Below are 14,551 nucleotides of genomic sequence, written 5' to 3' on the forward strand. Positions count from 1 at the left end.
ATGGCTAAGAAGGGGAATGTATTACAACAACTCGGTTCTTTAATCGGTTTAGTATTAATTATCGTCGTAATTACAGCTTTAAATCCGGCATTTATTGAGATTCCAAATTTATTTAATATACTGCGTCAAGTATCGATTAATGCGCTTATTGCATTCGGAATGACCTTTGTAATTTTAACAGGGGGTATTGACTTATCGGTAGGTTCTATTTTAGCATTATCAAGTGCACTTGTTGCTGGAATGATGGCAAGTGGCATGGACCCGTTCCTTGCGATGGCAGTTGGATTATTAGCTGGTCTTGTAATGGGAATTGTAAACGGTATCATCATAGCGAAGGGAAAAGTAGCTCCATTTATTGCAACTTTAGCAACAATGACTATTTTTCGTGGGTTGACGCTTGTTTATATGGACGGACGTCCGATCACTGGTCTTGGTGATCATTTAATGTTCCAAATGTTTGGCCGCGGTTATTTTCTAGGTATTCCGGTACCAGCTGTTACAATGATGATCGCTTTCGCAGTACTGTACTTCATTTTGAAGAAAACGACATTTGGTCGCCGTACATTTGCAATTGGTGGAAATGAAGAAGCAGCAGCACTATCAGGTATTAATGTTACGAGAATTAAAGTAATGATTTACGGTCTTTCCGGAATTTTGGCAGCGCTTGCAGGTATTGTCTTAACATCACGACTAGATTCTGCACAGCCAACTGCAGGTACTTCTTATGAATTAGATGCAATTGCAGCAGTTGTATTAGGTGGAACAAGTCTTTCTGGGGGAAGAGGATGGATTGTTGGTACATTCATCGGTGTACTTATTATCGGTGTACTAAATAACGGTTTAAATTTATTAGGTGTATCTTCTTTCTTCCAACAAGTTGTAAAAGGACTTGTAATCTTACTAGCTGTATTAATTGATCGCCGAAAAGAAGCGTAATGGAGGGATAGTTCATGAAGAAATGGTTACTTATACTCGTTGCATGTATTATGGTCATTACTGCTGGTTGTTCAATGGAACCACCAGAATGGGCAAAGGATTCTAGCGATAAAGGTCGAAATAAAACTATTAAAGTTGGATTCTCTGTTTCAACTTTAAACAATCCATTTTTTGTGACTTTGAAAAAAGGTGCAGAAAAGAAAGCGAAAGATAGCGGCATTGAATTGATTGCTGTTGATGCACAAAATGATGCAGCAAAGCAAACGAACGATGTCGAAGATTTAATTCAAAAAGGTGTCGATGTAGTTGTTATTAATCCAACCGATTCAGATGCTGTTGCTTCAGCAGTAAGTGCGGCAAACGCCGCGAATGTCCCTGTTATTACAGTAGACCGCGTTGCAAATTCAGGTAAGGTTGTTTCTCACATTGCCTCTAATAATATTGAAGGTGGTCAAATGGCTAGTGACTATATTCGTGAATTAGTTGGCGAGGGAGCAAACGTTGCTGAATTAGAAGGAATACCTGGCTCTTCTGCTGCTCGTGAGCGCGGGAAAGGATTCCATAACGTAGCTGATAAGTCTTTAAAAGTAGTTGCAAAACAAGCAGCTGATTTTGATAGAGCAAAAGGATTATCTGTTATGGAAAACATTTTGCAAGCAAATGGTGATATTAAAGCCGTGTTTGCGCATAACGATGAAATGGCATTAGGGGCACTTGAAGCATTGAAGTCTGCTGGAAAAACGGATGTAGTCGTCGTTGGGTTTGATGCAACAGAAGATGCTGTAAAAGCGGTTAAAGATGGGCATATGGCTGCAACAGTTGCTCAAAAACCGGAATTAATCGGGGAGAAGGCGATGCAAACAGCAAAAGAGATCACGCAAGGTAAAAAAGTGGACAAATCTATTCCGATTGAATTAGAGCTTATTAAGAAAAACAAATAAATATAAAATGAAAATCAGGAAGGAAGAATAACAAATGAAATTCTTTATTGATACAGCAAACATTAACGAAATTAAAGAGGCAAATGCATTAGGCGTAGTAGCTGGAGTAACGACAAACCCATCACTTGTAGCAAAAGAAGGCGTAGATTTCCATGAGCGTATTCGTGAAATTTGCAGCTTTATAGAAGGACCTGTAAGCGCAGAAGTAATTAGCTTAGAAGCTGATAAAATGATTGAAGAAGGAAAAGAATTAGCGAAGATTGCTCCAAACGTTGTTGTAAAAGTACCAATGACAACAGAAGGTTTAAAAGCAGTAAAAGCATTCTCTGATTTAGGAATTCGTACAAACGTTACATTAGTATTCTCAGCAGTTCAAGCATTACTTGCAGCTCGTGCTGGTGCAACATATGTATCACCATTCTTAGGTCGTTTAGACGATATCGGTCATAACGGTATGGACTTAATCCGCCAAATCGCAGAAATCTTTGCAATTCACGGCATTGAAACAGAAATCATTGCAGCATCTGTACGTCACAGTGTTCACGTAACAGAAGCAGCATTAAACGGTTCACATATTGCAACAATCCCAGCAAACGTAATTGCTTCATTAGTGAAGCACCCATTAACAGATCAAGGAATTGAGAAATTCTTAGCTGATTGGGAAAAAACACAAGAGAAATAATAGAAAATCAAGAATCCTAGTTTAATTGACTAGGATTCTTTTTTTTATTTAAAAGAATTTTCATGCAATTTTGCATATTGTCTTTTAAATTTGTTATATAAACTATTTAATATATACAAATCACTCTTTATTTTTCATATTTTGATATAAGAAGATAGAGGGTCTGACCAGAAAACTGGAGGGCATGATTCTATAACAGAAAGTTTAACGTTTATAGAATTATGCCTTTTTGTCCCGCATTAACGGTCAGTAAGATTCCCACCTCAAAATTCAGCTAGAGCAAAGAAGTTAGGTGGAAAATCAACTGCCCGTAAATGCCCGATTGGTTTGGGCTAATAATCAGTGGGGATGGACAAACTCCCCACTGATTAAAGTTTCACTGTATATAGGGAGGGCAGAAAGGAGAGCTTTTGATTTAAATGCACTTATTTATCTGAATTTTAAGTTTTATAAAAGGAGAGAAATAAAATGAGAAGAAAAGCGCCATTTAAAGTGTTATCATCATTAGCAATTGCGGCAATTATCGGATGCACATCTGTAATGAGTGCTCCGCTAGCATACGCAGAAACGCCAGCAAAAGAGAAAGACAATGTATCTACAACACCAATTGATTACAATTTAATTCAAGAAGATCGTTTAGCGGAAGCACTGAAGGAAAGAGGAACAATAAATCCAGCATCTTCTAAAGAAGAAACGAAAAAAGCTGTAGAAAAGTATATTGAAAAGAAACAAGGCGATCAGGCAAATAAAGAAATTCTTCCAGCGGATACTGCTAAAGAGGCATCTGATTTCGTGAAAAAAGTAAAAGAGAAGAAAATGGAGGAAAAGGAGAATGTAAAGAAACCTGAAAAAAATGTTAGCCCTGAGCAAAAGCCTGAACCAAATAAGAAACAATTGAATGGGCAAGTTCCAACATCTAAAGCAAAGCAAGCGCCGTATAAGGGATCTGTTCGAAATGATAAAGTATTAGTATTACTCGTTGAATTTAGTGATTATAAACATAATAATATTGATCAAACGCCAGGGTATATGTATTCGAATGACTTTAGTAGAGAGCATTATCAAAAAATGTTATTTGGTAATGAGCCGTACACATTATTTGATGGTTCAAAAGTAAAGACGTTTAAACAATATTATGAAGAGCAGTCTGGCGGTAGTTATACGACTGATGGATATGTAACAGAATGGCTAACTGTCCCAGGAAAAGCGTCTGACTACGGTGCTGATGGTAGCAGTGGTCATGATAATAAAGGACCAAAAGGTGCACGTGATTTAGTGAAAGAAGCTTTACATGCAGCTGCTGAGAAAGGATTAGATTTATCTCAATTTGATCAATTCGATAGATATGATACAAATGGTGACGGAAATCAAAATGAACCTGATGGTGTAATTGATCATTTAATGGTAATCCATGCTGGCGTTGGTCAAGAAGCTGGTGGTGGTAAATTAGGTGATGATGCAATTTGGTCACATCGTTCAAAATTAGCAATAGATCCAGTAGCGGTTGAAGGTACAAAATCAAAGGTAGATTACTTTGGTGGAAAAGTAGCGGCGCATGATTATACAATTGAACCAGAAGATGGAGCAGTAGGTGTATTTGCGCATGAATTTGGACATGATCTTGGCTTACCAGATGAATATGACACGAAATATACTGGAACTGGTTCACCTGTCGAAGCGTGGTCATTAATGAGTGGAGGTAGTTGGACAGGGAAAATTGCAGGAACAGAGCCAACTAGTTTCTCACCACAAAATAAAGATTTCTTACAAAAGAATATGGGTGGCAACTGGGCAAAAATTTTAGAAGTGGATTACGATAAAATTAAGCGCGGTGTAGGAGTTCCTACATATATTGATCAAAGTGTTACGAAATCTAATCGTCCAGGCGTTGTACGTGTTAACTTACCAGGTAAAAGTGTTGAAACGATTAAACCAGAGTTTGGAAAGCATGCATATTATAGTACAAGAGGAGATGATATGCATACAACACTAGAGACACCATTCTTTGATTTAACAAAAGGAACAAATGCAAAATTCGATTATAAAGCAAATTATGAGTTAGAAGCAGAGTGCGATTTTGTCGAAGTGCATGCAGTAACAGAAGATGGAACGAAAACATTAATTGATAGACTTGGAGAAAAAGTAGTCCAAGAAGATAAAGATACAACAGATGGAAAATGGATGGATAAATCATATGATTTAAGTCAATTTAAAGGGAAAAAAGTGAAACTGCAATTCGATTATATTACAGATCCAGCTGTAACATATAAAGGTTTCGCGATGGATAATGTAAATGTAACTGTTGATGGACAAGTTGTATTTTCTGATGATACAGAAGGACAGGCTAAAATGAATTTAAATGGTTTTGTTGTTTCTGATGGGACAGAAAAGAAAGCTCATTATTACTACTTAGAGTGGAGAAACTATGCGGGATCAGATAATGGATTAAAAGCAGGAAAAGGTCCAGTGTATAATACAGGTCTTGTCGTTTGGTATGCAGATGATAGCTTCAAAGATAACTGGGTTGGGGTGCATCCAGGTGAAGGATTCCTTGGTGTTGTGGATTCGCATCCAGAGGCATTTGTTGGCAATTTAAACGGAAGACCAACTTACGGTAATACAGGTATGCAAATTGCAGATGCTGCATTTTCATTTGATCAAACACCAGCATGGAGTGCAAATTCATTAACACGTGGACAGTTTAACTATTCTGGATTACAAGGTGTTACAACATTTGATGATTCAAAAGTATATAGTAACAAACAAATTGCAGATGCAGGAAGAAAAGTTCCAAACCTTGGACTTAAATTCCAAGTTGTTGGACAAGCGGATGATAAGTCTGCAGGTGCTGTTTGGATTAAGCGTTAATAAAATGGAACTTTAATCAGTCGGAGGTGTTCATCCCCAATGATTATTAGCACACACTTCCTCGTATTCGTCGAATTTCGAGGCGGGATTCTTACTTTCCGCAAATAGCGAGATAAAATAAAAGCACATTCTTCATTCGAAGGATGTGCTTTTTCTTTGTACATTAAGGTATTAATTTATCTATGTGTAGTGTATCAAATTATGTGGGGAAAAGAAGTATTTCCGAGGAAATTGTCGAAAGGATTTATTTGTTTTTTATGAGAATTGACTCGAAGAACTTTCAGTATATCAGATGAGAATTAATTATTTTAATATGGTAAATGTTCTAATTGAAAAAAAAGTAAATACATATTTTTCAAGGTTTTACTAATTTAAGGTGTCGAAATTTAATTATTTTTAAAAAATAAAATTATATATTGCTTTTAGTTTTTGTTTTAAGTAAAATTCATAGGGAATTAATAAGATAATAGTTTAGTAGTTTAATGTAATATTCTTTCGGAAAAAGAAAAGTAGCACGTAGTAAACTTTTAATTTGTAAGTAAAGGGAGAGTAAAGTAATTGAAAGCATGGAAAAATGTATCGTTTGTTATGAAAAGTAGTATCTTTTTATTATGTTTAACTTGTATGTTTTTTATTGTGCCAAGTACAAATGCGAGTGCAGAAACAGTTAAAATTTATCTAGATCCAGGGCATGGGGGAACAGATACAGGTGCTATTGGAAATGGTTTGAAAGAGAAGGATTTAACATTAGATATTGCTTTGCGAATTCGTAATATTTTAAATTCTGAGTATACAGGTCATGAGATTAGAATGAGCCGTACAAGTGATGTGTATCCTACATTAGCACAAAGAACGAATGATGCTAATCAGTGGGGAGCAAACTTCTTCTTATCTGTGCATATCAATAGTGGTGGAGGAACAGGCTATGAGGATTACAGTTATCCGAATGCAGGTGCTCCTACTACAACGTATCACCAATTGATTCATCAAGAAATTATGAAAACAACTGATTTTGTTGATCGAGGAATGAAAACAAGTAATTTTCATGTGTTAAGAGAGACAAATATGCCTGCAATATTGACTGAAAATGGATTTATTGATCGAGCTGAGGATGCTGCAAAGCTTGCCAATGCGGATTTCAGAGAGCAGCTTGCAAGAGGACATGTAAATGGATTAGTAAAATCATTTAATTTACAAAAGAAAACATTCTTACTTCGTGTAAAGGCACCTGAATTATACTATTATAACCAACCTGATTGGAATGCAAAAGCAGGGACTGTGAAACAGGGAGATGTGTTTACTGTTGTAGAAACATTAACTGTGAATGGTTCGAAAATGTATAAATTAAAATCTGGAAATTATATAACTGCGAATCCAGCATATGTTGAAATTATAAATTAAAAGGCTATACATAGAAAGACAATGATGGAATTAACCCATCATTGTCTTTTTTACTTTGCTTTTTTCTTTACTTTTTATTTTGCTTCTTACATAAATCATTCCAGCGAATGTTAATAAGAATGCTGTTCCGATAACGAAGCTGACGCTAGGGGATGCCCCGATTGCACCAACCGTAAAGGATCCAGCAACAACTCCTAATGAGAAGAAAGCATAAAACAATCCGAATGCTTTTCCGCGCTTATCATCTGTCGTATTCTCAACAAGTAATGCATTTATCGATGGGAAAAGGATAGCGAATCCAATGCCATAAATCATCATAACGATAAAGAGCATACCTTTTGTTGCGAATAATCCAAGTAAAGATAACGCGAATGCCATTACTGCAATACCAATTAGCATAAGTTTTGAACGATTAAATCGATCATAAATACGGTTTGTTGGCAGCAAGAAGAAGAGGATAGCGGTAATGCCGAATACACTTAACATCATGCCTGTTGTAGATGCTTTAAGTGCTAATGCCTCAACTTTCACTGGTAGCATATAAGTGACAATTCCTTGTGAAAACATTAGCGTGAAAGCACCAATATATGCTTGCAATAACGGTTCTGATTTTAATAGTTCAATCATATCCTCTTTGTTCATCATTTGTGTTCTTGAAGTATCTTTTCTTGATACGTTATTTGGTAAGAAGAATAGAGATACGATTGTACCAAGGACCATTAAAATAGAAATGGTAATGAACACCCACTCTATACCAGCAGTTGCTTTCATAATTCCACTGAAAGCCGGTCCTACAATTGCCGCTGTTCCAACAGCAGCACCAGATAGAGCCATTGCCTTACCTTGTCTTGCTGAATTTGTTTGTTTTGATAAAAACGTAAAGGCAGCAGGAATTAAAAATCCGTCACTAAAGCCGTGCATAAAGCGCACAACTAATAGTTGTTCACCACTTTGAACAACGGTGTATAACAAGACTATGAAACTCGTAAGTCCCATGCTTATATAAAGTATTTTTTTTGCACCAAATTTATCGACAGCAGCGCCAGCAATAATATTACCGATCATATTAGCGAATGAGTACATACCGACAACTAGCCCAATAATAAGAGGAGATCCTCCAAGACTTTGAGCGAACGTACTCATAATAGGTAATTGTGAAAATGTATCTAGAAACGCTACGATAACAATAAAGTAAATAAAATATTTCAAGCGATATTCACCTCTCCTCTGCTATTATGGCATAATGCTAATTTCAACCGCAATGAAATTAGCATTAACAGATGTGGAAAAAAGTACAAAGTGACAAAATATTGAACGTTATTTGTTAAAATTTAGTGGAAATGAGATTGTTTTTTTGAAATATATGGATAGAAGTATTATAATAGATTTGTAAACTTCACCAGGTTAAGTATATACGTAGAGAGGGATGTATAAAATGAAAGCATTACTTTGGCATAATCAACGCGATGTACGAGTAGAAGAAGTACCAGAACCAACTGTAAGACCAGAAGCAGTTAAGATTAAAGTGAAATGGTGTGGTATCTGCGGAACAGACTTGCATGAATATTTAGCAGGACCTATTTTTATTCCAACAGAAGAGCACCCATTAACACACGTAAAAGCACCGGTTATTTTAGGTCATGAGTTTAGTGGTGAGGTAGTTGAAATCGGTGAAGGCGTTACTTCTCATAAAGTGGGAGATCGCGTCGTTGTAGAACCAATTTATTCTTGTGGTAAATGTGAAGCTTGTAAACATGGACATTACAATGTTTGTGAACAACTTGTTTTCCACGGTCTTGGCGGAGACGGCGGCGGTTTCTCTGAATATACAGTAGTACCAGAAGATATGGTCCACCATATTCCTGATGAAATGACGTATGAACAAGGTGCACTTGTAGAACCAGCAGCGGTAGCAGTTCATGCAGTACGTCAAAGTAAATTAAAAGAAGGGGAAGCTGTAGCAGTGTTTGGTTGTGGTCCAATTGGACTTCTTGTCATTCAAGCAGCTAAAGCAGCAGGAGCAACTCCTGTGATTGCAGTAGAACTTTCTAAAGAACGTCAAGAGTTAGCAAAATTAGCAGGTGCGGATTATGTATTAAATCCAGCTACTCAAGATGTACTAGCAGAAATTCGTAACTTAACAAATGGTTTAGGTGTAAATGTGAGCTTTGAAGTAACAGGTGTCGAAGTAGTACTTCGTCAAGCGATTGAAAGTACAAGCTTTGAAGGACAAACTGTAATTGTTAGTGTGTGGGAAAAAGATGCGACAATTACGCCAAACAACCTTGTACTAAAAGAAAAAGAAGTTATCGGTATTCTTGGATACCGTCATATCTTCCCAGCTGTTATTAAATTAATTAGCTCTGGCCAAATTCAAGCAGAGAAATTAATTACGAAAAAAATCACAGTAGATCAAGTTGTTGAAGAAGGATTTGAAGCACTTGTAACAGATAAAACACAAGTGAAAATTCTTGTTTCACCTAAATAATAGAGAATAGTAAAAAGTAGCCCTTTTCTAGAAATAGAAGAGGGCTACTTTTTTTCTATACAGAAAGGTGATAGACTTTCCTTTAACTACAGGTATTTTGTTTGGAAGGGGAAGTCTAATGCTTTCATTTATGTTGACATTGAAACGAATGCTAAAAGCTTGTTTACGAGCGTGGAAAGATAAAGAATTTCAAGTATTATTCGTATTAACATTTTTAACATTAACATCTGGTACGATTTTTTATAGTACAGTTGAAGGATTACGTCCTCTTGACGCTTTATATTTTAGTGTGGTCACGTTGACGACTGTCGGTGATGGGAATTTTAGTCCGCAAACTGATTTCGGAAAGGTATTTACAATCTTATATATCTTTATTGGGATTGGATTAGTGTTTGGATTTATTCATAAGTTGGCCGTTAATGTACAACTGCCAAGTATATTATCGAATAGAAAAAAAGAGTAAAGCATGTGTATGCTTTACTCTTTTTTTACATTAGTTTAGACAATCATTTGTAGTAGCTTAACAATACTTTATTACAATATAAGTGCATTCATTCATTATATTCACTATGTATAAAGTTATAATGATATGAACATTTGCATATTTTAATTTATTGATAGAAATTTCATGAAAGGTGGGATATTCTAGTCATAGGTTAACCGGACGACATCATAGGATCCTAACAAAAAGTTTACAATAATTCAATTATAAAATGGAGGATTTCAGATGAAAAAGAAAGTACTTGCTTTAGCAGCAGCTATTACATTAGTAGCCCCTTTACAAAGCGTTGCATTTGCTCATGAAAATGATGGGGGAAGTAAAATAAAAATAGTTCACCGTTGGTCTGCTGAAGATAAACATAAAGAAGGTGTAAACTCTCATTTATGGATTGTAAACCGTGCGATTGATATTATGTCTCGCAATACAACACTTGTAAAACAAGATCGAGTTGCACAAGTAAACGAATGGCGTACGGAATTAGAAAATGGTATTTATGCTGCTGACTATGAAAATCCTTATTATGATAATAGCACATTTGCTTCACATTTCTATGATCCAGACAATGGAAAAACATATATTCCATTTGCAAAGCAAGCAAAAGAAACTGGCGCTAAATATTTTAAATTAGCTGGTGAATCATATAAAAATAAAGACATGAAACAAGCATTCTTCTATTTAGGATTATCTCTTCATTATTTAGGAGATGTAAACCAACCGATGCATGCGGCAAACTTTACAAATCTTTCGTACCCACAAGGATTCCATTCTAAATATGAAAACTTTGTAGATACGATAAAAGATAATTATAAAGTAACGGATGGAAATGGATATTGGAACTGGAAAGGTACAAATCCAGAAGAGTGGATTCACGGAGCGGCAGTAGCAGCGAAACAAGATTACGCTGGCATTGTAAATGATAATACGAAAGATTGGTTCGTAAAAGCAGCTGTATCACAAGAATATGCAGATAAATGGCGCGCTGAAGTTACACCAATGACAGGTAAGCGATTAATGGATGCACAACGTGTTACTGCCGGATACATTCAGCTTTGGTTTGATACGTACGGAGATCGTTAAGTATTAAAAAAGGTCAAATCTCACAATAGAGTATTTGGCCTTTTTATAACTAATACATGGAGGTATGAAACGTGAAAGGAAAATTGCTAAAAGGTGTACTTAGCTTTGGGATTGGTTTAGGAGTTTTATACGGAGGATCTTCAGCTCAAGCAGAAACGTCTACAAATCAAAATAATACTTTGAAAGTGATGACACATAATGTGTACATGCTATCAACAAATTTATATCCGAACTGGGGACAAAGTGAGCGTGCTGATTTAATTGGGGCGGCAGATTATATAAAGAATCAAGACGTTGTTATATTAAATGAAGTGTTTGATAATAGCGCATCAGATCGTTTGTTAGGGAATTTGAAGAAAGAATATCCAAATCAAACAGCGGTATTAGGTCGTAGTAACGGAAATGAATGGGATAAAACGTTAGGTAGCTATTCATCTTCAACTCCTGAAGATGGGGGCGTTGCAATCGTGAGTAAATGGCCGATTGTTGAAAAGATTCAATATGTATTTGCAAAAGGATGCGGGCCAGATAATTTATCGAATAAAGGATTTGTATACACGAAAATTAAGAAAAATGATCGTTTCGTTCATGTAATCGGGACACATTTGCAGGCTGAAGATAGTATGTGCGGAAAAACTTCACCTGCATCTGTACGTACAAATCAGTTAAAAGAAATTCAAGACTTTATTAAAAATAAGAATATACCAAATGACGAGTACGTCCTATTTGGTGGTGATATGAACGTGAATAAAATAAATGCAGAGAACAATAGTGACTCAGAGTACGCATCCATGTTCAAAACATTGCACGCTTCTATTCCATCTTATACAGGACATACAGCAACTTGGGATGCGACGACAAACAGTATAGCAAAATATAATTTCCCTGATAGCCCTGCCGAGTATTTAGATTATATTATCGCAAGTAAAGACCATGCGAATCCGTCATTTATAGAGAATAAAGTATTACAACCGAAATCTCCACAGTGGACTGTTACATCATGGCTTAAAAAATATACATATAATGATTACTCTGATCATTATCCAGTAGAGGCAACTATTTCTATGAAATAGTCCTAAAAAAGTTTCTTCTTAATAGGAAGAAACTTTTTTATTTTGTAGAGGAAATTTCAACTTTCTTTCCAATATGTATAAGACATATTGAAAAGAGGAGAGAAAAATGTGGATCGAGGAATTTTTAAAGAGGTTCCATTACCGTGTGCATTTTTGGATGAAGTGGCTTTAGATAGAAATATTCAATCGATTATAAAATTAAGTGGGAATAAGAAGATTCGTATAGCGAGTAAATCGTTACGTTCTGTTCCAGTTATGCAAAAGATTTTAGCTACAAATGATCGATTTCAAGGTATTATGTGTTTTTCACCTAGAGAGGCTTTGTTTTTAATTGAACAAGGATTCAATGATTTATTGCTTGGGTATCCTGCTTATGATAAAAGAGCTTTACATGAAATTAGTTTGCTAACAAAGCAAGGCCTCATTATAACTTGTATGGTGGATTGTGAAGACCATATTGTTTATCTAGAAAAAATTGCTGAGGAGTCTAAAGGGTGTTTTCGTGTTTGTTTGGATATTGATATGAGTAGTCATTTTTTTCAATTTCATTTTGGGGTCAAAAGATCACCAGTAAAAGATGTGCAGAGTACTTTGAAAATAGTGAGAAGGGTAAAAGAATCATCATGTTTAATACTAGATGGTGTAATGGGATATGAAGCCCAAATTGCTGGGGTAGGAGATCACATACCTAATCAAAGAGTGAAAAGTAAAGTAATTTCGTATTTAAAGAAGAAGTCAGTGTTAGAAGTTAAAGAAAGAAGAGGACATATCGTAAAAGAAATACAAAACCTAGGTATTGAACTAAGGTTTGTAAATGGGGGAGGCACAGGAAGTATAAAAACAACTGAGCAAGATAATTCAGTTTCAGAGATTACAATAGGTTCTGCTTTTTATGCCCCGAAGCTGTTCGATTATTATAAAGAGGTGCAATTTCATCCAGCTGTCGGATTTGCTTTACCAGTTGTGCGTAAACCAGCCCTGTTTATTTACACTTGTTTAGGTGGTGGATATATTGCCTCAGGTGCAATCGGGAAAGATAAAGAACCTGAGATTTGGAGACCAAATGGTGCAAAATTATTAGCTTTAGAAGGCGCTGGCGAAGTGCAAACACCGATTTTTTATAACGGTGAGGAACGAGTAGAGATAGGAGATTCTATCTTGTTTCGCCATAGTAAAGCTGGAGAGTTATGTGAGCGTTTTCCTTTTTTATATCGTGTGAAAGAAGGAGAGATTGTTGGGGAGTATTCAACATATCGGGGGGATGGCCAATGCTTTCTATAAAGGGACAAAAATGGAGAAATTGGACAGGGAATGTAGAAGGAACGCCGCATTATACGATGTATCCAGAAAGTATACAAGATGTAGTAGAAGTTGTAGGGCTTGCTCGAAAAAAAGGGAAGAAAATTCGTGTTGTCGGTTCAGGACACTCGTTTACACCTCTTGTGCAAACGGAAGAAATTTTAGTTTCTTTAGATGAATTGAAAGGTATTTTGGATATGGATGCAGAGAAGATGGTTGCCGAAGTATGGGCAGGAACAAAGTTACATGATTTAGGGAAGTTACTTGAAGAAAAAGGTTATGCACAAGAAAATTTAGGGGATATTGATTTGCAATCGATTGCAGGAGCGATTAGTACAGGGACTCATGGAACGGGTATTACCTTTGGAAGTTTATCAACACAAGTTATAGAGATTACCGCAGTTTTATCTACAGGCGAGAGTATAGTTTGTTCGGAAACTGAGAATGTGGAATATTGGAGAGCCTTTCAGTTGTCGCTTGGAATGTTAGGTATCATTGTAAAAATAAAATTGAAGGTTATTCCAGCCTATTCACTCGTCTATAAAAGTGAAAAACAGTCATTATCTACTGTAATGAACAAGCTAGAAGAATATAAGAAGAATCGCCATTTTGAATTTTTTGTTTTTCCTTATTCAGATGAAGTACAAGTGAAATTTACAAATGAAACAACGGGTAAAAAAAGTGACTTGAAATGGCATAAACTAAAGGTAGAGTTGCTGGAAAATAAGATGTTCTCTTTGTTATCTAAAGGATGTAAATGGTTTCCCTCTATAAGTAAAGGAGTAAGTCGATTATCGGCTAAAGCTGTACCGAATACAAAGATAGTTGGTCCGAGTTATGAAGTATTTGCTACGTCGCGTGCGGTTCCATTTTATGAAATGGAGTATAGTGTTCCTTCAAATTATATGCGGGCCGTTGTAGAAGAAATTTCAAACCTTATTGAAAAGAAAAAGTATAAAGTGCACTTCCCAATTGAATGTCGTTATGTGAAAAGTGATGATATATGGCTCAGTCCAGCGTACGGAAGGGATTCAGCGTATATTGCCGTTCATATGTATAAAGGTATGAAGTATGCTGCTTATTTTGGTGAGGTGGAGAAAATTTTTCTAAAGTATGAAGGGCGCCCGCATTGGGGGAAAATGCATACGTTAACGTACGAAAAATTACAAAATATATATCCAGAAATGCATTCGTTTCTAAAGGCGAGGAAGTTTCTAGATGAAGCAGAAATGTTTTCAAACCCTTACACAGAAAAATTATTTACGATTATGAAAAAAAGCTGAC

Annotated in this window: 12 protein-coding genes; 11 read left to right on the plus strand and 1 reads right to left on the minus strand. The window is 35.9% G+C overall.

Features of this window, described 5'->3' with window-relative positions; translation table 11 throughout:
- The 5 genes from ABH961_RS17610 to ABH961_RS17630 all read left to right on the plus strand — a co-directional run bounded on the left by ABH961_RS17610 (position 1) and on the right by ABH961_RS17630 (position 6,828).
- The gene (locus ABH961_RS17610; RefSeq protein ID WP_001074641.1) at positions 1-936 is read left to right on the plus strand and encodes an ABC transporter permease subunit; all 936 of its coding nucleotides are present in this window, start codon (positions 1-3) and stop codon (positions 934-936) included.
- 14 nt (positions 937-950) lie between these two features.
- A complete protein-coding gene (gene rbsB, locus ABH961_RS17615) occupies positions 951-1,877 on the plus strand; it encodes a ribose ABC transporter substrate-binding protein RbsB (RefSeq protein ID WP_098076827.1) in 927 nt (308 codons plus the stop codon).
- A 34-nt stretch (positions 1,878-1,911) separates the two neighbouring features.
- On the plus strand, positions 1,912-2,559 hold the full coding sequence (gene fsa / locus ABH961_RS17620; RefSeq protein ID WP_000667669.1) for a fructose-6-phosphate aldolase: 648 nt from the start codon (positions 1,912-1,914) through the stop codon (positions 2,557-2,559).
- 468 nt (positions 2,560-3,027) lie between these two features.
- Positions 3,028-5,427: a M6 family metalloprotease immune inhibitor InhA2 gene (gene inhA2, locus ABH961_RS17625; protein ID WP_048541762.1), complete on the plus strand. Its 2,400-nt coding sequence runs from the start codon at positions 3,028-3,030 to the stop codon at positions 5,425-5,427.
- Positions 5,428-6,051: 624 nt separating this feature from the next.
- On the plus strand, positions 6,052-6,828 hold the full coding sequence (locus tag ABH961_RS17630) for an N-acetylmuramoyl-L-alanine amidase (protein ID WP_046957382.1): 777 nt from the start codon (positions 6,052-6,054) through the stop codon (positions 6,826-6,828).
- Between the two features lie 30 nt (positions 6,829-6,858).
- Here the strand turns inward: ABH961_RS17630 and ABH961_RS17635 are convergent, their stop codons facing one another.
- Positions 6,859-8,037, minus strand: coding sequence for an MFS transporter (locus ABH961_RS17635; protein WP_046957312.1), 1,179 nt, complete (start codon positions 8,035-8,037; stop codon positions 6,859-6,861).
- 226 nt (positions 8,038-8,263) lie between these two features.
- Between ABH961_RS17635 and bdhA the strand changes: the two genes are divergently transcribed.
- From bdhA to ABH961_RS17665, 6 genes are all read left to right on the plus strand, one after another.
- Positions 8,264-9,316, plus strand: a complete 1,053-nt coding sequence (gene bdhA / locus ABH961_RS17640) for a (R,R)-butanediol dehydrogenase (protein ID WP_404519721.1) — start codon at positions 8,264-8,266, stop codon at positions 9,314-9,316.
- A 118-nt stretch (positions 9,317-9,434) separates the two neighbouring features.
- Positions 9,435-9,779: a potassium channel family protein gene (locus ABH961_RS17645; protein ID WP_000948239.1), complete on the plus strand. Its 345-nt coding sequence runs from the start codon at positions 9,435-9,437 to the stop codon at positions 9,777-9,779.
- A 264-nt stretch (positions 9,780-10,043) separates the two neighbouring features.
- On the plus strand, positions 10,044-10,895 hold the full coding sequence (cerA, locus tag ABH961_RS17650) for a phospholipase CerA (protein ID WP_000731011.1): 852 nt from the start codon (positions 10,044-10,046) through the stop codon (positions 10,893-10,895).
- Between the two features lie 71 nt (positions 10,896-10,966).
- Positions 10,967-11,968, plus strand: a complete 1,002-nt coding sequence (gene sph, locus ABH961_RS17655) for a sphingomyelinase C (protein ID WP_000676775.1) — start codon at positions 10,967-10,969, stop codon at positions 11,966-11,968.
- A gap of 108 nt (positions 11,969-12,076) precedes the next feature.
- Entirely contained in the window at positions 12,077-13,249 is a 1,173-nt protein-coding gene (locus ABH961_RS17660; RefSeq protein WP_098847543.1) for an amino acid deaminase/aldolase, read from the plus strand.
- On the plus strand, positions 13,237-14,550 hold the full coding sequence (locus ABH961_RS17665) for a D-arabinono-1,4-lactone oxidase (protein WP_098048178.1): 1,314 nt from the start codon (positions 13,237-13,239) through the stop codon (positions 14,548-14,550). Before ABH961_RS17660 ends, ABH961_RS17665 begins: the two co-directional genes overlap by 13 nt.
- Position 14,551 lies beyond the last annotated feature (1 nt).

This window comes from Bacillus sp. RC251 (genome assembly GCF_044908765.1).
GTDB lineage: Bacteria > Bacillota > Bacilli > Bacillales > Bacillaceae_G > Bacillus_A > Bacillus_A wiedmannii.